The organism is Streptomyces saintjeani, assembly GCF_055409605.1.
Map to the genome: position 1 here is coordinate 7425653 of NZ_CP189624.1, position 21877 is coordinate 7447529.

15 protein-coding genes and 1 pseudogene are annotated in these 21877 nt (G+C 69.8%); 12 read left to right on the forward strand and 4 right to left on the reverse strand.

Annotated features, from left to right (window positions below):
• Window positions 1-127: 127 nt before the first annotated feature.
• Entirely contained in the window at window positions 128-1141 is a 1014-nt protein-coding gene (locus tag ACQCO7_RS33715) for a hydroxyacid dehydrogenase (RefSeq protein WP_464075341.1), read from the reverse strand.
• A gap of 551 nt (window positions 1142-1692) precedes the next feature.
• On the opposite strand from ACQCO7_RS33715, the gene ACQCO7_RS33720 reads away from it, so the two are divergent.
• From ACQCO7_RS33720 to ACQCO7_RS33750, 7 genes are all read left to right on the forward strand, one after another.
• Window positions 1693-3042, forward strand: a complete 1350-nt coding sequence (locus tag ACQCO7_RS33720) for an extracellular solute-binding protein (RefSeq protein ID WP_464075342.1) — start codon at window positions 1693-1695, stop codon at window positions 3040-3042.
• Window positions 3039-4019: a carbohydrate ABC transporter permease gene (locus ACQCO7_RS33725; protein ID WP_464075343.1), complete on the forward strand. Its 981-nt coding sequence runs from the start codon at window positions 3039-3041 to the stop codon at window positions 4017-4019. Before ACQCO7_RS33720 ends, ACQCO7_RS33725 begins: the two co-directional genes overlap by 4 nt.
• Window positions 4020-4039: 20 nt before the next feature.
• Window positions 4040-4852: a carbohydrate ABC transporter permease gene (locus ACQCO7_RS33730; protein ID WP_050372281.1), complete on the forward strand. Its 813-nt coding sequence runs from the start codon at window positions 4040-4042 to the stop codon at window positions 4850-4852.
• Between the two features lie 78 nt (window positions 4853-4930).
• A complete protein-coding gene (locus ACQCO7_RS33735; protein WP_464075344.1) occupies window positions 4931-6460 on the forward strand; it encodes a glycosyl hydrolase family 28 protein in 1530 nt (509 codons plus the stop codon).
• Window positions 6457-9552, forward strand: a complete 3096-nt coding sequence (locus tag ACQCO7_RS33740) for an alginate lyase family protein (RefSeq protein ID WP_464075345.1) — start codon at window positions 6457-6459, stop codon at window positions 9550-9552. Before ACQCO7_RS33735 ends, ACQCO7_RS33740 begins: the two co-directional genes overlap by 4 nt.
• A gap of 32 nt (window positions 9553-9584) precedes the next feature.
• A complete protein-coding gene (locus tag ACQCO7_RS33745) occupies window positions 9585-10835 on the forward strand; it encodes an alginate lyase family protein (RefSeq protein WP_464075346.1) in 1251 nt (416 codons plus the stop codon).
• A gap of 92 nt (window positions 10836-10927) precedes the next feature.
• Complete coding sequence (locus tag ACQCO7_RS33750; RefSeq protein WP_464075347.1) at window positions 10928-12496, forward strand: carboxylesterase/lipase family protein; 1569 nt, start codon at window positions 10928-10930, stop codon at window positions 12494-12496.
• 92 nt (window positions 12497-12588) lie between these two features.
• Here the strand turns inward: ACQCO7_RS33750 and ACQCO7_RS33755 are convergent, their stop codons facing one another.
• Together ACQCO7_RS33755 and mmuM are read right to left on the reverse strand one after the other, a co-directional pair.
• Window positions 12589-13644 (reverse strand): LacI family DNA-binding transcriptional regulator, encoded by a 1056-nt coding sequence (locus ACQCO7_RS33755; RefSeq protein WP_464075348.1) that lies wholly within the window; start codon window positions 13642-13644, stop codon window positions 12589-12591.
• Window positions 13645-13817: 173 nt separating this feature from the next.
• Complete coding sequence (mmuM, locus tag ACQCO7_RS33760; RefSeq protein WP_464075349.1) at window positions 13818-14765, reverse strand: homocysteine S-methyltransferase; 948 nt, start codon at window positions 14763-14765, stop codon at window positions 13818-13820.
• Between the two features lie 127 nt (window positions 14766-14892).
• Here mmuM and ACQCO7_RS33765 point away from each other — a divergent pair, with 127 nt between their 5' ends.
• From ACQCO7_RS33765 to ACQCO7_RS33780, 4 genes and pseudogenes are all read left to right on the forward strand, one after another.
• Complete coding sequence (locus ACQCO7_RS33765) at window positions 14893-16287, forward strand: APC family permease (RefSeq protein ID WP_464075350.1); 1395 nt, start codon at window positions 14893-14895, stop codon at window positions 16285-16287.
• The gene (locus ACQCO7_RS33770) at window positions 16284-16436 is read left to right on the forward strand and encodes a hypothetical protein (protein WP_464075351.1); all 153 of its coding nucleotides are present in this window, start codon (window positions 16284-16286) and stop codon (window positions 16434-16436) included. Before ACQCO7_RS33765 ends, ACQCO7_RS33770 begins: the two co-directional genes overlap by 4 nt.
• A 118-nt stretch (window positions 16437-16554) precedes the next feature.
• Window positions 16555-17375, forward strand: a pseudogene (locus ACQCO7_RS33775) (glycoside hydrolase family 43 protein).
• A 1-nt stretch (window position 17376) separates the two neighbouring features.
• Window positions 17377-18786: an RICIN domain-containing protein gene (locus ACQCO7_RS33780; protein WP_464075352.1), complete on the forward strand. Its 1410-nt coding sequence runs from the start codon at window positions 17377-17379 to the stop codon at window positions 18784-18786.
• A 92-nt stretch (window positions 18787-18878) separates the two neighbouring features.
• Here ACQCO7_RS33780 and ACQCO7_RS33785 read toward each other — a convergent pair whose 3' ends face one another.
• Window positions 18879-20585, reverse strand: a complete 1707-nt coding sequence (locus tag ACQCO7_RS33785) for a rhamnogalacturonan lyase B N-terminal domain-containing protein (protein WP_464075353.1) — start codon at window positions 20583-20585, stop codon at window positions 18879-18881.
• Window positions 20586-20824: 239 nt separating this feature from the next.
• Between ACQCO7_RS33785 and ACQCO7_RS33790 the strand changes: the two genes are divergently transcribed.
• Complete coding sequence (locus ACQCO7_RS33790) at window positions 20825-21868, forward strand: rhamnogalacturonan acetylesterase (protein WP_464075354.1); 1044 nt, start codon at window positions 20825-20827, stop codon at window positions 21866-21868.
• The last annotated feature ends 9 nt before the right edge of the window (window positions 21869-21877 follow it).

Here is a 21877-nt window from a genome sequence, read left to right on the forward strand (position 1 = left end):
GGGGTTCCACCGGCTCCGGACGGCCTCTCGACCCCCGCCGTCCGATCCGGTGACGAAAAGGTATCCCGGCTGCCGACTCCCCGTCAGAGCCTGTGGATAACTTTCGTCTGCGCAGGTCAGGAGAGGTTCAGGCGCTCCTGGCGAGATCCGCGTGCCGGACCTCGTGGGCCAGCGGGAGCCCGTCCGTGAGTCGCTCGGCCTCCGTCACGACGATCTCGCCGAGCCGTCGCAGCTCGTTACCGAGTGAACCGGCGATGTGCGGGGTGAGGATCACGTTCGGCAGCGTGTAGAGCGGCGAGCCGGCGGGCAGCGGCTCGGGTTCGGTGACGTCGAGGATCGCGCTGAGCCGGCCCGTCACCACCTCGTCGGTGAGCGCCGAGTGGTCGACCAGCGCGCCCCGGGAGGTGTTGATCAGGACCCCGCCGTCGGGGATCAGTGACAGGCGCGCGCGGTCCAGCATGTGGTGCGTCTCCGGGATGTCCGGCGCGTGCAGGCTGACGATGTCGCTGCGCGTCAGCAGCTCCTCCAGCGACATCAGGCGGGCACCGAGCTTCTCCGCCTCGCCGGAGTCGACGTACGGGTCGTGCAGCAGCACCTCGAAGTCGAACGGCCGCAGCAGTTCGAGCAGCCTGCGCCCCACTCGGGACGCGCCGATCACCCCGATCCGGCGGCCCAGGTTCCCGATCGGCGCGGTCTCGGCGGGCGTCGGCTGCGCGTGCGTACGGCGGTAGGTCTCGCGCAGGGAGAAGAAGTCCTTCCCGGCGAGCAGGATCATGGCGAGCGTGTACTCGGCGACGGGTACGGCGTTGGCGGTGACCGCGCTGGAGACGCTCACCCCGCGCGCCCACAGGGCGTCCCCGACCAGGGAACGCACCGAGCCCGCCGCGTGCAGCACGGCGCGGAGCTTCGGGGCGGCGGCCAGGGCCTCGGCGTCGAGGTGCGGGCAGCCCCAGCCGGTGATCAGGACCTCGGCGTCCGCCAGCGCGGAGACCGCCGCCGGGTCGGTGAGGTCCTGTACGACGAGCGCGGGGTCGATGTCGGCGGTCCGGCGCAGCCGCTCCAGCACGGGCTCGGGGAACAGCAGCGGGAGGTGCACCGGATCCATGGCGAACACGGCCCTGGGCAGCGGGGCGCTGGGCATGACTCTCCTGGGGGCGAGTGAGGACGAGCACGGGAAACGTTTACTGAAAGCGTCTTCTACCGTAAATCTGTGGCCGAGCCATGGTCAATCAGTCGGAGCGGATCAGTCCCGTTCGGTCCTGTGCCGGGGCTGAGCTGCCAATTTCCCGCTGGTACCGGGGCGTTGAGACCGTCCGGGCCGTTCGGGGCGGGTGGACCGGGGGTGCGTGAGGAGGACTGTGTTGTCACAACCGGTTGTTGTCGGCGCGGCCGGACGGTTTGTGTGAATCCGGGGGACGGGGCGGGTGGGGGTGCTGCTCCCGGGCGGTTCGCGCGGTCGGTGTCCGTACAGCTCAGGGCCGTGTCCCGGCTGTTCCGGCGGCCTGTCGGGCGGGTCTTTCGGGGTGGCTGGGTACGTGCACAGAGTTTTCGAAAACGTGCGCAAACCCTTGACGGGTCCCTTGAGGCGGCAGAAGCTCAGCGCACTCGGTCGTAGCAACCGGTTGCTACGCGTTACTCGGGCGAGTCGTTGTCATGCCCGTATCCCAGCAGCTCTCAAGAAGGCGAGACCCCATGCGTTCCCACGCCGGTGCCCCTCCCAGCCGCCGCAGGTTCCTCGCGCTGTCGGCCGGCGGGGCCGTGGCCGGTGCGGCGGCGCTGAACGGGTGCGCGCTCCAGGTCTCCGGCTCGGTCGGCGGCGGGGGAGAGGCCATCACGATGATGGTCTCGCCGGGGGACATCACCCCGGACCAGGTCAGGCAGGCGAAGAAGAAGCTCGGGATCTCCGTCGAGCTGGTCAAGTGGGACATCACCAAGCTGATCGCGATGCTGACCAGCGGAAACCCGCCGGACCTGGTGCGCGGCGTGGGCGCGGTGGACGCCGCGTACTTCGCGGCGCGCGACACCGCCGAGAACCTCGATCCGTACTTCGCGCGCTCCACCGTCCTCAGGGCCGCCGACCTCGACCCGGTGAACGACCTGTGGCGCTTCGACGGCCGCACGCAGGGCAAGGGCCCGCGCTACGGCATGGCGAAGGACTTCTCGCAGGACTCCATGTACTGGTACAACACCGCAGTCTTCGACAAGGCGGGGATCGCCTACCCGTCGGAGACCGAGCCGGTCACCTTCGAGCAGTGGCAGGAGGACGCGCGCCGCCTGGTCCAGCGCAAGCGGGGGCAGACCATCGTCTTCGGCGGCAGCTACGGGGGCCTCACCCGCTCGACGCTGCTCGCGACGATGACGGCCTCGGCGGGCGGCAGTCTCTTCAACGACGACTTCTCCCGCGTCGACTTCACCACCCCCGAAGCGCGCAAGGCGCTCGCCTGGTACATCGACTACTGCCACACCAAGGTCGGACCGAGCCTGATCCAGCCCGACCCCAACGGCTGGGACGGACCCACCTACCAGGCCGGACGCATGGCGATGACCAACTCCGGCTACTGGCTCGGCGGGATGATCGGCACCGACCCGAAACTCGCCGCCGTCTCCCGGCTCGCGCCCGCCCCCGTCTTCGCGGGCGGCCCCCGCATCAGCGCCTGCCAGGGCGGCACCGGACTGTGGATGCCGAAGAAGGCGAAGAACAAGGACGCCGCCTGGCGGGTCTTCGAGTGGTTCTTCGGCGAGGAACCCGCCAAGGAACGCGCCGCCGGAGGCTGGGGCATCCCGACCCTCAAGTCCCTGCGCGCCCTGATGCCTCATCAAGAGGCGTACCAGCGGCGGACGTTGAAGGTACAGGAGAACGAACTCGAGCATTACTCGGTCGTCTCCTTCACCCCGTACACGCGGGCCGACGCGCTCGACGCCCTCTTCAACCAGGCCGCCCCGGCGGCGATGAACGGCGGGATCTCCGTCGACAGACTCGCCGGACAACTGAACGACGTCGTCAACGAACAGCTCAAGCGCGGTAAGGAGCAAGTGGGATGACGGTCGATCAGATGACGGCTGCGCCGGCACGGACCGGGACGCTGCCCGCCAGGGGGAAGCGCGGCACCACCGTGGTCGCCCGCCGCCACCGCGCGTTCTACCTGTTCACCTCCCCCTGGATCATCGGCTTCGTGCTGCTGACCGTGATCCCGATGGGGTACGCGCTCTGGCTCAGCTTCACCACGTTCGACGGGATCTCGCCGCGCTGGACGTTCGTCGGCCTCGCCAACTACCGCGAGCTGCTGAGTGATCCGGTGACCTGGCACGCCCTCGGCCGGTCCGGGCTCTTCGCCGTGACGTCCGTGCCGCTGTCCATCGCCGCCGGGCTCGGACTCGCCGTCCTGCTCAACAGGCCCTTGAAAGCACGGGGGTTGTTCCGGACGCTGATCTATCTGCCGGCGGTCGTGCCGCCGGTCGGCGCGGGACTCGCCTTCAAGGCGCTGTTCGACCAGAACTCCGGTGCCACCAACGGGGTGTTGACCTTCTTCGGCATCGACGCCGTGGGCTGGCTCGCCGACCCGTACGCGCGGTACGTGCTGCTGATGACCGTGCTGTGGACCGCCGGCAACATCATGATCATCTCGCTGGCGGGGCTCCAGGACGTACCCCGCGAACTCCACGAGGCGGCCGAACTCGACGGGGCGAGCGCCTGGCGGACGTTCCGCAGCATCACCGTCCCGCTGCTGTCGCCCGTCCTGCTCTTCCAGACCGTCACCGGGATGATCGCCTCGGTGCAGACCATCATGCCGCTGCTGCTCGCGCCGCTCGGCGACACCGGCGGGGTCACGACCGTCCCGCAGTCCAACTACCTGTACATGATGCACGTGTTCGCGCAGTACTTCGCGCTCGGCCGGTACGGCTACGCCTCCGCGCTGCTGTGGGTGCTCTTCGTCATCATCCTCGCCGTGACGGGCCTGCTCTTCAGGTTCACGTCCGGCGCGGTCTTCTACAACGTCGGCCCGGAGGCGAAGAAGTGACCACGACCGTCCGCGTCCGCATGGGCCGCCTCGCCCTCTACACCGGACTCGTCGCCCTCACTGGCCTGTTCCTCGGCCCGTTCGGATGGCTTGTCCTCACCGGCCTGAAAACACAAGGGGAGTTGGCGGCCTCACCGGTCCACTGGCTGCCGGACCACTTCCAGTGGCACAACTTCGCCGACGCCTTCACCCAGATCGATTTCCTCGGCTACGCCCGCAACTCCCTGATCATCGCGCTGATTTACGCCACCCTCGTCACCCTCAGCTCGGCCTGGGTCGGCTTCGGGTTCGCGCGGCTCGACGCACCGGGAAAGAAGACCCTGTTCGGCATCCTCATCGGCTCGATGATGCTGCCGCAGATGATCACCCTGCTGCCGACCTATCTCATCTTCGCCAAGCTCGGCATGGTCGACACGTACTGGCCGTGGGTCCTGTGGGGACTGTCCGCCGCGCCCTATCTCGTCTTCCTGTTCCGGCAGTTCTTCGCGGGACTGCCGCGCGAACTGGAGGAGGCCGCGATCATCGACGGCGCCGGGTACGCGGGGATCTTCTGGCGGATCTTCCTCCCGCAGTCCTGGCCCGTCCTGTCCGCGAGTTTCATCATCGCGTTCACCTGGACGTGGGGCGACTACATCGCGCCCCAACTCCTGCTCTCCACCGACCGGACCACCCTCGCGGTCGCCGTGATGACGACGTACGTCAACGACTCGGGAGCACCGGTGCCCGAACTTCAGGCCGCCGCCTCGGTGATGTACGTCGTGCCGATCCTGCTGGTGTTCCTCGTCGCCCAACGCGGCTTCGTCGCAGGGATGTCGACGTCGGGACTCAAGTAACTCCCTTTTCTGTACGGCCGGTTCGCTGCCCGGAGCCGAAAGCGGCGACCAGCCTGCCTTCCCCCAAGGAGCCCCCGCATGAACACGCCTCTCTCCCGCCGCACCGCCCTCCAGGCGGCCGGTGCCGCCACCCTCGCCGCCGGACTGACCGGCGTGACGGCCGGCGCGGCTCATGCCACCGGCTCGGAGGACGCCAACTCGGCTCCGAAGCTGGTCACTTACCCTCGTCCCGCGTCCATGCCGACCAACACCGGCTACAAGGTCCGCGTCCGCACCGCCCCCGACGGCGACTGGCAGACCCTCGACATCTGGCGCCCCCAGCTCGGCGAGATCAACGCGGCCACCGGCTCCGGCAAGGTCTACAACTCCTCCCTGGTCTCCTTCGACTTCCACGGCTCCGTCGAGATCGAGGTGACCTACCTCAAGGGCGGCACCACCAAGGCCCGCGTGAGACCCGACTCGTACGGCATCACGCCCGAACTCCTCGGCGACACCCTGCGGTTCACCCTCGACGAGCCGCGCAACGTCGTCGTCCAGATCAACGACGACGTCTTCGACACCCTGCACGTCCTCACCGGCTGCCCCGACCCGCACGCCCCCAAGTCCGGTGACCCGGACGTCCTTTACTTCGGACCCGGCGTGCATACCACCTCCGACGGCACCCTGAAGGTCGCCGAGGGGCAGACCGTGTACCTCGACGGCGGCGCCGTCCTCACCGCGACCGTCCTCTTCCAGGGTGTGAAGAACGCCCGCCTGACCGGGCGCGGGTTCATCAACTCGACGTCCGGGGGCGGGGCGTTGGTCGAGAACAGCGAGAACATCCGCGTCGAGGGCGTCACGATGCTGAACCCGAACGGGTACGCCACCCAGCTCGGCAACAGCAAGAACGTCCACATCAAGGGCCTGCGCTCGTTCAGTTCGAAGGGCTGGGGCGACGGCATCGACGTCTTCTGTAGCGAGAACGTCGTCATCGACGGCGTCTTCATGCGCAACTCCGATGACTGCATCGCCATTTATGCGCACCGCTGGAACTACTACGGCGACACCCGCAACGTCACCGTGAAGAACGCGACCCTCTGGGCCGACGTCGCCCACCCCATCAACGTCGGCACGCACGGCAACACCGACAACCCCGAGGTCATCGAGAACCTGCACTTCCAGAACATCGACATCTGCGACCACCGCGAACCGCAGATGAACTACCAGGGCTGCATCGCCCTCAACCCCGGTGACTCCAACCTGATCCGCAATGTCCGCGCCGAGGACATCCGGATCGAGAACTTCCGCTGGGGCCAGGTCATTTACATGAAGGTGATGTACAACACGAAGTACAACACGTCCGTCGGCCGGGGCATCGAGAACGTCTACATCAAGAACCTCACCTATACCGGCACCAACGCCAAGCCGTCTCTGTTCCTCGGGTACGACGCCGAACACGCGGTGAAGAACGTGACGTTCGAGAACCTGGTGATCAACGGCCAGACCATCGCGGACTCCATGAAGAAGCCGGGCTGGTACTACACCACCGACGTCATGCAGTGGTTCGCCAACGAGCACGTCATCAATCTGAAGTTCATCACCACCGCGGAAGCGCAGGCCGCCCGGTGAGTCCCATCAGCCGCCGCGGACTGCTCGGTTCGTCCGCAGCCCTGTTCCTCGCCGCCGGGACGAGCACCCTGACCGTCCCGGCGGCGAGCGCCAACACCCGTACACCGCAAGGCGGTTCACGGATCGCCCACCCCGGGCTCCTGCACACCGCCGACGACCTGGCGCGCATGAAGGCGGCCGTCGACGCGAAGCGATCCCCGGTGTACGACGGCTACCTGGCGCTCGCCGCGCACGCCCGCTCGCAGAGCACGTACGCCGTCCAGAACACCGGCCAGATCACCTCCTGGGGCCGGGGTCCCGCCAACTTCCAGAACCAGGCCGTCGCCGACTCGGCCGCCGCCTACCAGAACGCCCTCCTGTGGGCGGTCACCGGCAACCGGGCGAACGCCGACAAGGCCCGCGACATCCTCAACGCCTGGTCGGCCTCGCTGACCGCCGTCACCGGCGCCGACGGCCCGCTCGGCGCCGGGCTCCAGGGCTTCAAGTTCGCGAACGCCGCCGAACTCCTGCGCCACACCGGCTACGACGGCTGGTCCGAGGCCGAAACAGTGCGCTGCGAACGATCGTTCCTCGACGTCTGGTACCCGGCGGTCTCCGGCTACATGCCATACGCCAACGGCAACTGGGACCTGACGGCCATTCAAACGATCCTGGCCATCGGGGTGTTCTGCGACGAGCCGACCCTCGTCGAGGACGCCCTGCGCTTCGCGGCGGCCGGCGCGGGCAACGGGAGCGTCGCCCACCGCGTCGTCCGACCGGACGGCCAGGGCCAGGAGTCGGGCCGCGACCAGGGCCACGAGCAGCTCGCCGTCGGCCTGATGGGCGACATCGCACAGGTCGCCTGGAACCAGGGCGTCGACCTCTGGTCCTTCGACGGCAACCGCATCCTGGCCAACGCGGAATACGCGGCGCGCTACAACCTCGGCGGCGACGTCCCCTTCACCCCCGACCTCGACCGCACCGGCAAGTACATCAAACAGACGGTCTCCGCGATCGGCCGGGGCAACCTGCCGCCGATCTACGAGATGTACCTCGCGCACTACAAAGGCGTACGCGGCATCGAGGCGCCCAACGTCCAGGCGGCCGTCTTCCGGGGCGCGAACGGCACCCGCCTGGTCGAGGGCGGCAACGACGACCTCCCGAGCTGGGGGACCTTCGCCTACGCCGGTACGACGGCCCCCGCGCCGACGGTTCCGGCGCCCCCGGCCGGACTCACGGCGGTGGGGGAGGAGCGCGTGGTCGAGCTGGCCTGGCTGCCGTCGGCTTGTGCAAGCGGTTACACAATCCGGCGCGCCACCCACCCCGCCGGCCCCTACACGGTGCTCGCGACCGGCGTGAGCGCATCGGCGTACACCGACACCGCAGTCCGGCCCGGACGGGCGTACCACTACACCGTCAGCGCCTTCAACGACCTGGGAACGAGCGGGAGTTCGGTGGCCGTCGGCGCCAACGCCGGGCTCCCCGGGCCCTGGACGAGCGGGGACGTCGGGGCGGTGAAGATCCCCGGCTCGACCGCGTACGACGGAGAGAGGTTCGTGCTGGAGGCGTCGGGAACCGCCGACACGTACCAGTTCGCCCAACTCCCCCTGCGCGGCGACGGATCGGTGACCGCGCGGATCGTGTGGCCGCTCAGCTCGCAGTACTCCAGGATCGGGGTCACGCTGCGCAGCTCCGCCGACCCCGACGCGGCCCACGCCGCGATGCTGATCCAGGGACTGCCGCTGCACACCTGGAGCGGCGTGTGGAGCGTACGCGCCGCCAAGGGCGCCACCGTTTCAGCAACCGGTTCCACACCCGTTCCCCCCACCCAGCAGGAGGCGATCACCACTCGCGCCGCCTTCCCCATCTCCAGCCTCGGCACGCTCCCCGAATCGGCGACCCCGCTCGAAGCGCCGTACGTCGAAGGCGCGGGCGACGGATACCGGCTGCGCGCCCCCTACTGGGTACGGGTGACCCGCAACGGCCGCCGCTGCACCGGCGCGATCTCCCCGGACGGCGTCCGCTGGACCGAAGTCGGCTCCACGGACGTCGAGTTGGGCCGTACGGTCCGCGCGGGACTCACCCTCACCTCCTGCCTGGGCGTCGACGAGCCGTACGCCGAGACCGGGACCGGCGCCTTCGACAACGTCACCGTCACGGACAGCGCCGGAACCGTCTGGCGGACCCCGCGACCCACCCGCACCGCCACCGACCTCAAGTCCGGCCCCGACGGCCTCACCTGGACCGACCCCGACCTGTCCGCCCGGTACACCGTCCTGCGCGCACCGAGTCCGCGCGGCCCCTTCCGGGCCGTCGCCACCGACGTCGGCCCCGTCGGCTTCGGGACCCGCATCCGCTGGACCGACCCGACCGCCGACACCGGAACGACGTACCACTACGCCGTCGCCAAGACCAACTCCACCGGAACAGGGCCGTGTTCGGCCTCGGTCGCGGCGAGTGTCGCGGCGCCGCCCACCGCTCCGGTGCAGATCCCACCGAGCCAGGTCCCCGCCCCCTGGACCGCCGCCGACCTCGGCGACCCCGTCATCGACCGGTCCGCGTTCGGCACCCTCGGAGTCGTCGCGATCCTCACGCCCGGCAGCACCACGTACGCCGACGACACCTTCACCGTACGCGGCGCGGGAGTCGACCTCAGTGCCAACAACCAAGGGATGACAGGCCAGTTCGTACGGCGGGAGGTCAGCGGGGACTGCACGGTCACCGCACGGCTGCTGTCCCGGGAGGGTGCCACCGCCGACCGGGTCGGGCTGCTGATGGCCAAGTCCGCCAACCCCTTCGACCTCGCCGCCGGGATCGTCGTGACCGGCGGGAGCACCGCGCAGCTCATGCTGCGCCCGACGGTCGCCGGAGCCTCCGCGTTCACCGGCACCACGGCCGTCCAACTCCCCACCCTGCTCCGGCTGAAGCGCACGGGAACCGCTTTCGCCGCGGCGATCTCCACCGACGACGGCGCCACCTGGACCACCCTCGCCGAGGGCACGGTCCCGCTCTTCGGTGACGCCCCCTACCACGTGGGCCTGGTGGTCTGCTCGCGCAACCAACTCGCCCTCGCCACCGCACGGTTCACCGAGGTGATCGTCACCTCCGACTAGACGGGAGCCCCACCCCCGTGACCCGCACTCCCATGACCCGCACTCCCATGACCCGCACTCCCCAACTCCCCAGCCGCCGCACCCTGTTGAAATCGGCGGGCGGCCTGGGCGCCGCCCTCGCGCTCGGCGGAGCGGCCTCCGCGCTGACCCCCACCACCGCGGACGCCGCCCCGGCGACCTTCACCCACCCCGGCATGCTCCACAACGCCGGTGACATCAACCGCGCCAAGGTCCGCGTCGCCGCGGGCACCGACCCCTGGCTGTCCGGCTGGAACAGGCTGACCGCGAACTCCCACTCCGCCTCCACCTGGACGAACCGGGCCACCGCGACGATCATCCGCGGCGGCACCGGCGAGAACTATCCCCAGCTGTACAACGACATCGCCGCCGCCTACCAGAACGCCCTGCGCTGGAGGGTCGCCGGCACCGAGGCCAACGCGGTCTGCGCCGCGAACATCCTCAACGCCTGGTCGAGGACGCTGACTTCGCTCACCGGCAACGCGGACCGCTTCCTCGCCGCCGGCATCTACGGCTGGGAGTTCGCCAACGCCTGCGAACTCATGCGCGGCTACCCGGGGTTCGACCTCGCCGCCGCCCAGGAGATGCTGGCGAGGGTCTTCTACCCGCTCAACAACCAGTTCCTGACCGGCCACAACGACGCCTGCATCACCAACTACTGGGCCAACTGGGACCTTTGCACCATGGGTTCCGTGATGGCCATCGGCATCCTCAACGACGACGCGGCCAAGTACGACCAGGCCGTCACCTACTTCAAGTCCGGCACGGGCAACGGCTCCATCAAGAACGCGGTGCCGTTCCTCCACACCGACTCCGACGGCTACGCGCTCGGCCAGTGGCAGGAGTCCGGCCGCGACCAGGGCCACACCGTCATGGGCATGGGCCAGATGGGCGCGATCTGCGAGATGGCCTGGAACCAGGGCGACGACCTGTACTCGTACGACGACCGGCGGTTCTTCAAGGCCGCGCAGTACGTCGCCAAGTACAACCTCGGCCTCGACGTCCCCTTCACGACGTACACCTGGGGTACGGGGCAGAACTGCGCCCAGCAGTCCCAGACGGTCGTCTCCGCGACGGCCCGGGGCCAGGCCCGCCCGGTCTGGGCGCAGCTGCACTTCCACTACAACCGCAGGCTCGGCCTCGACGACAAGTACATCGCCCAGATCTACGCCACCGTCGCCCCCGAGGGCGGCGGCGGGGACTACGGGACTACGAGCGGAGGCTTCGACCAGCTCGGCTTCGGCACCCTGATGTACGCCAAATAGCCCCCTGAACGGCTCGTGCACCGGAATACCGGGCGCCTTCGTGGTGCTCTGGTACTACCGGTGCACGAGTGGCGGCGAAGGGCTGGTGGCGAATGAGGCCGGTGGTCAAGACCCCTTACGGCGACGTACGCGGCAGGTATGAGAACGGCATCTCGGTCTTCCGGGGTATCCCGTACGCGGCGCCCCCCTTCGGACCCCGGCGGTTCAGGCCCCCGGTGCCGCCCGAGCCGTGGACCGGCGTCCGGGACGCCGGGGAGTTCGGTCCTACGGCGCCGAAACCCCCGTACTCGGAAGCCTTCGCGCAGTTCCTGTCCGACCCCGACATCTCAGGGGACGACTGCCTCAATCTCAACGTGTGGACGCCCGAGCCGGGGCCCGGCGCCCGGCTCCCGGTCGTCGTCTGGTTCCACGGCGGCGCGCTGACCAGGGGTTCTTCCGCCGTTCCGGTGTACGACGGGACACCGTTCGCGCGGGACGGGATCGTGTTCGTGTCCCTCAACCACCGGCTCGGCGTCGAGGGCTACGGCCTCTTCCCGGACACCCCCGCCAACCCCGGACTGCGCGACCAGCTCGCCGCCCTCGAATGGGTGCGTGACGCGATCGGCGCGTTCGGCGGCGACCCCGACCGCGTCACCCTGATGGGGCAGTCGGCCGGCGCGATCAGCATCGGCGCCCTCATCGCCGTACCCCAGGCGCAGGGCCTGTTCCGGCGGGCCGTGCTCCAGAGCGGGGCGCCCGAGGCGTCCGACCGGGACAAGGTGCGGCGCATGGTGCGCCGGATGGCGAACCGGCTGAAGATCCCGGCGACCGCCGAGGCGTTCGCGGCCGTCGACCGGGAGGTACTGCTCCGTACGCAGTACGAGGTCGGGCGGCTCTCCAGCCCCGTCCTCGGCGGGCCCGCGTTCGGGATCGTCACCGACGGCGACCTCGTGCCCCGCGACCCGCTCCAGGCGCTGATCGACGGCGACGTCGCCCGTGACGTGGACCTGCTCGTCGGCTGGACGAGCGACGAGTACCGGCTCTGGCTCGTCCCCGGCGGGCTCGTCGAGCGCGTCGACCGGCTCGGACCCGTCGCCCTCGCGGGGGCCATGGCCCGCTGCCACTGTGGCTCCGAGGTACCACGGGGCTACCGCGCCCTCCACCCGGACGCCGGACCCGCCGAGATCGTCGGCCAGATGGTCACCGACCACATGCTCCGCCGCCCCCTGCACCGGCTCGCGGACTCCCGGCCGGGTACGTCATACCTGTACGAGTTCGCCTGGCCCTCCGGACGCCCCGGACTCGGCGCCTGCCACTCCCTCGAACTCGGCTTCGTCTTCGACGCCGGGGACTCGCCGGACTCCGTCAAGCTCGCGGGAGAAAACCCGCCGAAAACGCTTGCTGCCGAGGTGCACGGGGCGTGGACGCGGTTCGTGAAGACCGGGGACCCAGGGTGGGAGGCGTGGGACGCGACGCATCCGGTGCGGGTGTTCGGGGACGGGCCGACGCGGACGGCGCTCGGCCCCCGGGACGCCGATCTCGCGCTGTGGGACGCCGAGCCGGCCGTACCGCACCAGGCCGAGGCCGTTGTGGAACCGCTTCCCGCACGTTCTCTGCGGGGGACCGAGCTGCGGTCGGTGGTGCGGAGGCTGCGGCGGACAGGGTCCGGTAAGGCGGGGTAACCGGTTACAGTCCGTTGCTGCTCGGCAGAGCGGGGTAACCGATTACTGCCCGTTGCCGCGAGCCTCCTCGCGTCACCGCACGCCTTCGTACGTCACCGCGCGTCCTGGGGCGGCTTCACCGAGTCCCGGACGACCACATGCGTCCCGAGCAGCAGATGCTCGTCCGACGCGCCCGGCGTGCGGCCCAGGGCCGTGCGTACGGCGACGCGGCCCAGCTCCTCGTACGGCACGTGGACCGTCGTCAGCGCCGGGTACAGGTCACGGGCGTACGGGATGTCGTCGTACCCGGCGAGCGAGACGTCGTCCGGGACCTTCAGGCCCGCCTCGTGCAGGGCCGTCAGCGCGCCCGCCGCGACCATGTCCGTCGCCGCGACGACCGCCGTGAAGCCGAGGCCGTCCGCGAGGGCCCGGCGCATCAGGCGGTGACCGGAGTCGCGGGTGAAGTCGCCGTGCAGGACGAGCGCGGGGTCGACCTCGACGCCGCGTGCCCGGTGCGCGCTTGTGTAACCGCGTTCACGGCCTTGCGCCGTCGTGTGGTCCGGGCGGCCACCGAGGAACAGCACCCGGGTGTGGCCCTGCGCGAGGACGTGGGCGACGAGGGCGTGGGCGCCGGACTCGTTGTCGTACTCGATGACCGTGACCGGCGCGCCCGGGTTCAGCGGGGGGCGTCCGCACAGCACCAGGCGGGAGCCCGCCGAGGCCAGCGAGTCGGCCATCCTCGTGGTGCGTTCACGGTACTCGGGGGTGTCCGCCGTGCCGCCCACGAGGATGACGGCGGCGGCCCGCTGCGCCCGCATCATCTCCACGAACTCGGTCTCCTGGCGTACGTCGCCCTCCGTGCCGCACACCAGGCACAGGTGGCCGTGGCGCGCGGCCTCGCGCTCCACGCCGTACGCCATCAGCGCGAACGACGGGCCGGTGATGTCCTCCAGGACGAACGCGAGCGTGGGGGTGCCGACCCCGGCGACGGCCTTCGCGCGCGCGTCGGCGACGTAGTCCAGGTCCCGCACCGCGCGCATCACCCGCCCGCGCGTCTCCGCACTCACCGGGTACACCCCGCCCAGCACCCGCGACACGGTCGCCGCGGACACCCCGGCGCGGGCCGCGACGTCCCGGATCGTGCTGCGCTCCCCGCTCTTCCTGGTCATGTTCCGCCCCTCTTCGCCCCGTGCCGCGCCCCGTGGGACCGGTGTAGAAACCCGCGCGGTAACCGCTTACTGCCGGAAGCTGGTCCGCGCCCCCGTGGAACCGCGGAAACAGTCCGGGTAAACGGTTCCCAGCGGGGAGGCTAGCAGCGTGTACGAGGCCCTGGGGCCCGTGCTTACCGGGCCGCCGCCGCGAGCGTCTTCGCGATCGACGCGATCGCCTCCGGGCCGACCCGGCAGCAGCCGCCGATCAGGCGGGCGCCCGCCGTGCGCCAGCCCTCGACCTCCTCCGGCGCGAACGATGAACTGCCCGTCCAGGTACGGGCGTTCGCGTCCCAGCCCTCGCCGCTGTTCGGGTAGACGACCACCGGCTTGCCGGTCACACGGGCCGCGATCTCGACCGCCCTCGTCGCGTCGCCGGGGGCGCAGCAGTTGACGCCGACCGCGATGATCTCGTCGACGTCCGCCGCCAGCGCGAACGCCTCCTCCAGGGGCTGTCCGGCACGTGTGCGGTCGCCCTCGACGCTGTACGACAGCCAGGCGGGGGTGCCGAGGCCGCGCACGACCTCCAGGAGCGCCTCGGCCTCGTCGGTGTCGGGGACGGTCTCCAGGGCCAGGAGGTCGGGGGCCGCCGCGGCCAGCGTCTCGACGCGGGGGCGGTGGAAGGCGGCCAGTTCGGGGACGGTGAGGCCGTAGCGGCCCCGGTACTCGGAGCCGTCGGCGAGCATCGCGCCGTACGGGCCGATGGAGGCGGCTACGTAGAGGGGGCGGGGGCTTGCGTCGGTGGCGTCGGCGGCCTGCGCCCTCCGTGCCGCCTCCCGCGCCAACTCCACGCTCTGCACGAGGAGTTCGCTCGCCCTCTCCCGCTCGATGCCCCGCTTCGCGAACCCCTCGTACGTCGCCTGGTAACTCGACGTGATCGCGACGTCCGCCCCCGCGAGGAAGTACGCGAGGTGCGCCTGCGTGATCGCCTCCGGCACCTCCGCGAGGAGCCGTGCCGACCACAGCTCGTCGCTCAAGTCGTGCCCTGCGGACTCCAGTTGGTTGGACATGCCGCCGTCGAGGACGAGGGAACCGGCGGCGAGGGCCTCGGTGAGGAGCGGGGCGGGCGTTTCGCTGGTCATGCTCCGACGCTAGCCGACCCGGCGCGGGTCGGCCGAATGTGTCCAGTTCATGAACGAACTGCCCACGATGTGGGATACGGGGATACGATCACGCCCCCTCGTCCCGAAACCGCCCCCTGGAACCACGATGACCTCCGCCGACACCCCCGAAGCTCCCACAGTGGCCACTCCCCGCCCGGCGGCCTCCCCCCGCCGCACCTTCGGCCTCACCGCCGCGACCGCCCTCGTCATGGGCAACATCATCGGCGGCGGCATCTTCGCCCTGCCCGCAGCCGTCGCCCCCTACGGCACCCTCAGCCTCCTCGCCTTCGTCGTCCTCTCGGTCGCCGCGGTTCTCCTCGCCCTGCTCTTCGGCAAGTTGGCCAAGCGCAGCCCCGTCACCGGCGGCCTGTACGTCTATCCCCGCGACGCGTTCGGCCCGTTCGCCGGGTTCCTGTCGGCCTGGTCGTACTGGACGATGTGCTGGGTCTCCATCGCCGCGCTGGCCGTCGCGGTCGTCGGCTACGTCGACGTACTGATCCCGCTGCACGGCAACCACGCGCTCGAAGGACTCGTCGCGCTGCTCGCGCTGTGGCTCCCGGCCGCCGCGAACTTCGCGGGGACCCGCTGGGTCGGCACGGTCCAGATCGTGTCCACGGTACTGAAGTTCGTCCCGCTGCTGCTCGTCGCTACGATCGGCCTCTTCTTCGTCGACACGGACAACTTCGGCCCGTTCAACGCGACCGGCGACAGCGTCCCGGGCGCACTCGCCGCCTCCGCCGCGCTGCTCCTCTACAGCTTCCTCGGCGTCGAGTCGGCCGCCGTCAGCGCGGGCGAGGTCGAGAACCCGGAGCGCAACGTCGGCCGCGCGAGCGTACTCGGCACGCTGGCCTCGGCGTTGGTGTACATCCTCGGCACGGTCGCCGTCTTCGGCCTCGTCCCGCACGCCCAACTCGTCGAGTCCGGAGCCCCGTTCGCGGACGCCGTGAACGCCGTCACCGGCGGCACCTGGGGCGGCACCGCCATCGCGCTGGTCGCCGTCGCGTCCATCGTCGGCTGCCTCAACGGCTGGATCCTCCTCGCGGCCCAGATGCCGTACGCCGCCGCGCGGGACGGCCTGTTCCCGAAGCCGTTCGCGAAGGTCGGCAAGGGCGGCGTCCCCGGCTTCGGCGTGTGGGCGGTCGCCGTCCTCGGCACCGCGCTGATCGGCCTCAACTACACGGCGGGACCGGACACCACGTTCCGGGTCCTCGTGCTCATCACGACGTTCACCGGCTGCGTGCCGTATCTCCTGTCCGCGGCGGCCCAGTTGTACTGGCTGGCGCGCGGCACCCGCGAGCGCGTACGGCCCGCCGGGCTCGTCCGCGATCTGCTCGTCGCCGGGCTGTCGTTCGGGTTCTCGTTCTGGCTGATCGCCGGGGCGGGGTACGCGGCCGTGTACCAGGGCGCGTTGTTCCTGTTCGCGGGGATTCCGGTGTACGTGTGGCTGAAGGGGCGTCAGGAGGGGCCCGAAGAGCGGGAGTTGACCAGCCTGCCTCGGTGATCGGCAGCACCGTCATCCTCGAAGAAGCCTGCGAGACCCCCGGGACCCGGGGCCGCCCCACCGATCTCGAACCCCTCGTCCACCACCCCGGCAACGGCGTCACCGCCGGGGTGGAACCGGGCTTCCCGCCCGCCCCCGGCGGGCGCTGACGGCCTCCCGGCCGAAACCCCTCGAAAAAAGTTTGGGAAAACGCTTTCTCTCAAGTCACGTCAGACCCGTTGACCTCGTCGTAACGCGCCCTTACCTTTTCGCCGTTCGGAATGTCACATTCTGTTCGCAGCGTCGAACACCGCTCGTGAGGTGCGCCCCCACATGAACCCCCTCGTCCTCAACCGCGCCGACCCCCAGGCGCTCCGGCACACGGACGGCCACTACTACTTCACGGCGACCCACCCGGAGTACGACCGCATCGTCCTGCGCCGCTCCCGCACCCTCGAAGGTCTCGCCGAGGCCCCCGAGTCGGTGGTCTGGCGGGCCCACCCCACGGGGGAGACGGAGTGGGACACCTTCTCGCTGGACGCGACCACGTTCGTACACAACGGAGTCCAGTACCTGGCCTGGGCCCAGGCGGACCCCACCCGCGAGGGCCACAACACGGCGATCCTGCCCTCCGTGATGGCGAACCCCTGGACCCTGACGGTCCATCAGTCTGTCCTGTCCGCACCGGAGTTGGACTGGGAGTGCCAGGGCCACAAGGTGAACGAGGGCCCGTACGCCATCACGAGGGGCGGCCGGATCCACCTCACCTACTCCGCGAGCGTCACCGACCACCACTACCGCGTCGGCCTCCTCACCGCCGACGCGGAAGCGGACCTGCTCGACCCGGCCGTATGGACGAAGTCCCCGCACCCGGTCCTCGCCACCAGCGAGGCGGGCGGCGTCTACGGCCCCGCCACAACTCGTTCACGGTCGCCGAGGACGGCGAGACGGACGTGATCCTCTACCACGCCCGCTCCTACAAGGAGATCGACGGCGACCCCCTGAACGACCCCAACCGCCACACCCGCATGCAGCCGTTCGGCTGGAACCCGGACGGCACACCGGACTTCGGCGTCCCCAGCGCCGACACCGCTAAGGAGAGTGCGTGAGATGAGACGTGTGTACGCGATCCTGATCGCCCTCTGTACGGCCCTGGCCGGCGCCCTGGCCCTGGCCGGTCCCGCCCAGGCCGCACCCCAGACGCTCCCCAACGGCGTCCAGTTCACCGACACTTCGGGCAGCGTCGTGCACGCCCACGGCGGCGGTGTCATCAAAGTCGGCTCCTACTACTACTGGTTCGGCGAGGACCGCAACGCCGACAACACCTTCCGCTCGGTCGACGCCTACCGCTCGACCGACCTGAAGACGTGGGAGTTCCGTAACCGCGTTCTCACCCAGTCCAGCGCCTCGGAGCTGGGCACGGCGTACATCGAGCGCCCGAAGGTCATCTACAACGCGTCCACGGGCAAGTTCGTGATGTGGATGCACAAGGAGAACGGCGTCGACTACGGCGAGGCCCGCGCGGCGGTCGCCGTCTCCGACACGGTCGACGGCAACTACAGCTACCAGGGCAGCTTCCGGCCCCTCGGCCAGTACATGTCCCGTGACATCACGGCGTTCGTCGACACGGACGGCACCGGCTACATGGTGTCGGCGGCGAACGAGAACTACGACCTCCAGATCTACAAGCTGACGGCCGACTACACCGCGATCGACAGCCTCGTCGCCAACCCCTGGGCGGGCGGCCACCGCGAGGCCCCGGCCCTCTTCAAGCGGGGCGGCGTCTACTTCATGCTGACTTCGGGCGCCACCGGCTGGAGCCCCAACCAGCAGCAGTACGCCACTGCCACGAACCTCGCCGGTCCCTGGTCCGCGATGACGAACGTCGGCGACTCGACGGCGTACGGCTCGCAGACCGCGTACGTCCTGCCCATCCAGGGGACTTCGGGCACCTCGTACCTCTACATGGGCGACCGGTGGGGCAACTCCTTCGGCGCCACCGTCAACGACTCCCGGTACGTGTGGCTGCCGTTGAGCTTCCCCAGCAGCACCTCGCTGTCGATGTCGTGGTCCCCGGAGATCACCGTGGACACCGCCGCCGGAACCGTCTCCGGGGTCAGCGCCACCTACAACACCCTTGTCGCGCGGCACAGTTCGAAGTGCGCGGACGTCGCGAACCAGTCCCTCGCGACCGGCGCCGCGATCAGCCAGTACACCTGCAACAGCGGCGGCAACCAGAAGTGGTGGTTCAAGGACCTCGGCACCGGCTACTACCAACTCATCGGCCGCCAGAGCTCGCTGTGCCTCCAGGAGAACGCGAGCAGCGTCACCCAGGAGAACTGCGGCAGTGCGACGACCCAGCAGTGGAGCGTCACCGCTTCCGGCAGCTACTGGCTCGTGAAGTCCCGGGCGAGCGGCGAGTGCCTCGACGTGAACGGGGCGTCGACAGCCAACTCGGCGGCGATCATCACGTACACGTGCAACGGCGCCACCAACCAGCAGTGGACGCGGGGTAGTTGAGGTACCCCTTAAAGACGTACCTCTTGAAGACGTACCTCTTGAAGAACGGGGGGCCGGAGTCCGTGAAGACTCTGGCCCCCTCGCTCAGTCGGCTACGCCAGCAGGTCGATCGCGTCGATCGCCGTCCCCGCGCTCAGGAACCCGGTCGACCCCGACCCGCTCACCACGTTGATCTTCAGCGTGTTGTACTGGCTCGTGTCGGTGAGCCACGCGCTCGCCGGAACGCTGTACGTGAACGTGTAGTTGTTCCCCCGGTACGACCCGTTCGTCAGCGACCGCGTGCTCGGCTGCGTGGGCGGCGAGGGGATCGGCGACGTCCAGGAGTCGTTGACGACGACCTGCGGACGGCCGTTCGCGTACGCGGTGGTGACCCCGATCCGCAGCGTGTGCGCGGCGGCGGCCTGCGCGGCCGTCAGCTTGAAGTACACGATCAGACCGCTGTTGACGTCCTTCCAGAGGTAGCAGGGGAAGGCGGACGTCTCGCTGCCGCTGCCGATCACGACGTTCCCGGTCCACGCCGAGGCGCGTACGTCGGAGGGGTGCGCGTACGTCATCAGGTCGGCGTTCTTGAACCCGCCCGGCGTTCCGTTCCAGTCCCCGATCCGCCAGATCGTCCCCGCGTTGGAGGGGTCGTTGGAGGACGGGATCGCGATGGAGTTGAGGGTGGTCGTCCCACCGGCGGTGACGCTCACCGACGTGGTGTAGACGGCGAGTTCCCCCTTGAACACCGTCAACGTGTACGTCCCCGGCAGGACTTGGCCGATCGAGAAGAAGCCGTCCGAGGAGCGCGCCGAACCCCAGTACTGGGCCGCCGAGTTGGCGAGGCCCACCGTGTACGCGTACGCCGTGTTGCGCCCGGTGATACCGACGCCCGCGACCCGGCCCCGGCCGCCCGAGGCGACGTACCCGGAGATGCCGAGCGAGTCGGCCCAGGACGTCGTCAGCGTGCCCGCGTACAGCGAGGAGGAGGGGGCGCCGCCGTCCGTGAGGGCGATGACGTACGGGCCCTGGAGGCCGAAGCGCTCGTTCTCCGTCTGGTTCTGCGCGTAGTGCAGGATCTCGTACAGGCCGCCGCCGTCCGCGCTCTGGTGGCGCAGCAGCGAGCGGTAGAAGGGGCCGCCGGACGCCTTCTCGTGGTTGGAGCGGACGATCCACAGGCCGACGCCGTTCGCGCTCCAGCCGACGTAGTCGTAGTCGATGACCCGCAGCTTCGAGTAGTGCTTCGAGCGGGTCTGGCCGTCGGACTTCTGGAACACGTCCGACGCCTCGATGGTCGTCGGCGCGTAAGTGTAGGAATCCGGCTCGTCGTTGAGGAACAGGCCCGCCTTGACGCGCAGGATGAAGCGGGTCGACGCGACCGAGGTGTCCGCGCGGTTGGTCCACAGATAGACGTTGTTCTCGCCGCTGCGGGCCGCGTAGTAGTGGCGCAGCGTGCCGTAGGCCACCGAGACCAGGATCGTCGAACCGGACTGCGCGATCGTCACCGTCGAGGCGCCGAGCCCCGACTCGATGTGCGAGTTCTTGCCGCCGTAGCCCTGGTACTCGGTGCCCTTGTAGACCAGCGAGGACAGGTCGCCGTTGGACTTGCTGACCTTGAAGACGAGGCTGGCGCCGGTGTCCACGACGTAGTTGGAGCCGTCGTCGCTCCAACCGAAGCCCGCCGCCGAGGCGCCTGCGGCGAGAGGACCGGCGAGCGCGGCGGTTCCGGCGGCGGCTGCGGCGCCGACGACGAAGGCGCGGCGGCCAACTCCCGTCGCGGAGGCGGCTCTTGAGTTTTCGGACATGGTGTTTTCGGACATCTGAGGAGCCTCCTGTGGGGTGGGGGATCGGGCTGTGGGGGTGGGTGCGGGTGCCGGGTCCACGTCGGCTCGACCGGCCTCCGGCAGTCAGCAGAGTGACAGTTGAATCGATTTCGCGAAAGGGCTTTCGCTTGCGGGAGGTTGGCAATCATGTGAAATGAGTCCAGAGTCTAGAAAGCGCTTGCCGAAGCGGGTACGGTCCTGCCGCCAGGCCCTGTCGCACCCATGAGGAGCAGCGAGTGAGACGTTTCAACATCGCCGTGCTGGCGGCGCTGACCCTGAGTACCGCCCTGTCCGCGGCCCCCGCCCAGGCCCACCCCGGCGGCCCGCGCCTCGGCCTCGACAACTGCACCGCCACCGCATGCCACTTCGACGTCCCGCCGGGCACGTACGACGTGAAGGTGCTCCTCGGCGGCGACGCGGCGTCCGCCACGAGCATCACCGGCGAGACCCGCCGCTCCCTCCTCCCGGAGACGGCCGTGCCCGCCGGAGAGCGCACCGCCCGCAGCTTCACCGTCAACGTCCGTACGCCGGAAGGCGAACCGACCGGACCCGACGGCACCCCCGGCCTCGACCTCGCCCTCGGCGGCGCGGCCCCCGCCCTCGCCGGCATCCAGGTCACCCCCGCCAGGCATGCCCGCCAGATCTTCCTCGTCGGCGACTCCACGGTCTGCGACCAGCCCGGCGACCCGTACTCCGGCTGGGGCCAACAGCTGCCCCAGTACCTGCGCAAGGGCATCTCCGTCGCCAACTACGCGGATTCCGGCGAGAGTACGGTCACCTATCTGGCGAACCCTCAACTCTGGGCCACCGTCCAGCCGTTGATCCGCCCCGGCGACCTCGTCCTCGTCCAGCTCGCGCACAACGACAAGACGACCGACGAGGCGACGTACCGGGCGAACCTGGAGGCCCTCGTCGCCGGGATCCGGGAGAAGCAGGGGCGGCCCGTCCTCGTCACGCCCATCGTCCGGCGCTGGTTCAACTCCGACGGCACGCTCAACAACGGAACAGCCCTCCTCGTCAACGGACTCGGCGTCGACCATCCGGCGGTGATCCGCTCCGTCGCGGCGGCCGGGAACGTCCCGCTGATCGACCTCACCGCCAAGACCAAGGCGCTCGTCGAGTCGCTCGGGCCCGAGGGGTCCAAGGCGATCTACCTCTACAACGAGAAACGCGACAACACGCACACATCCGTGCATGGAGCGACGGTGTACGCGGAACTCGTACGTGACGAACTCGCCGCACAACACCTCGTACCGGAGGGCTTGGTGAGGGAAGGGTGACTGGGGCGG

What these genes read in the sequence shown, in the direction of transcription:
- ACQCO7_RS33765 (WP_464075350.1), top strand. Translation starts at nt 14,893, where the DNA reads ATGACCTCCGCCGACACCCCCGAAGCTCCCACAGTGGCCACTCCCCGC.
- ACQCO7_RS33715 (WP_464075341.1), bottom strand. Translation starts at nt 1,141, where the DNA reads ATGCCCAGCGCCCCGCTGCCCAGGGCCGTGTTCGCCATGGATCCGGTG.
- ACQCO7_RS33755 (WP_464075348.1), bottom strand. Translation starts at nt 13,644, where the DNA reads ATGACCAGGAAGAGCGGGGAGCGCAGCACGATCCGGGACGTCGCGGCC.
- ACQCO7_RS33785 (WP_464075353.1), bottom strand. Translation starts at nt 20,585, where the DNA reads ATGTCCGAAAACACCATGTCCGAAAACTCAAGAGCCGCCTCCGCGACG.
- ACQCO7_RS33735 (WP_464075344.1), top strand. Translation starts at nt 4,931, where the DNA reads ATGAACACGCCTCTCTCCCGCCGCACCGCCCTCCAGGCGGCCGGTGCC.
- ACQCO7_RS33730 (WP_050372281.1), top strand. Translation starts at nt 4,040, where the DNA reads ATGGGCCGCCTCGCCCTCTACACCGGACTCGTCGCCCTCACTGGCCTG.
- ACQCO7_RS33720 (WP_464075342.1), top strand. Translation starts at nt 1,693, where the DNA reads ATGCGTTCCCACGCCGGTGCCCCTCCCAGCCGCCGCAGGTTCCTCGCG.
- ACQCO7_RS33745 (WP_464075346.1), top strand. Translation starts at nt 9,585, where the DNA reads ATGACCCGCACTCCCATGACCCGCACTCCCCAACTCCCCAGCCGCCGC.
- ACQCO7_RS33725 (WP_464075343.1), top strand. Translation starts at nt 3,039, where the DNA reads ATGACGGTCGATCAGATGACGGCTGCGCCGGCACGGACCGGGACGCTG.
- ACQCO7_RS33780 (WP_464075352.1), top strand. Translation starts at nt 17,377, where the DNA reads ATGAGACGTGTGTACGCGATCCTGATCGCCCTCTGTACGGCCCTGGCC.
- ACQCO7_RS33750 (WP_464075347.1), top strand. Translation starts at nt 10,928, where the DNA reads ATGAGGCCGGTGGTCAAGACCCCTTACGGCGACGTACGCGGCAGGTAT.
- mmuM (WP_464075349.1), bottom strand. Translation starts at nt 14,765, where the DNA reads ATGACCAGCGAAACGCCCGCCCCGCTCCTCACCGAGGCCCTCGCCGCC.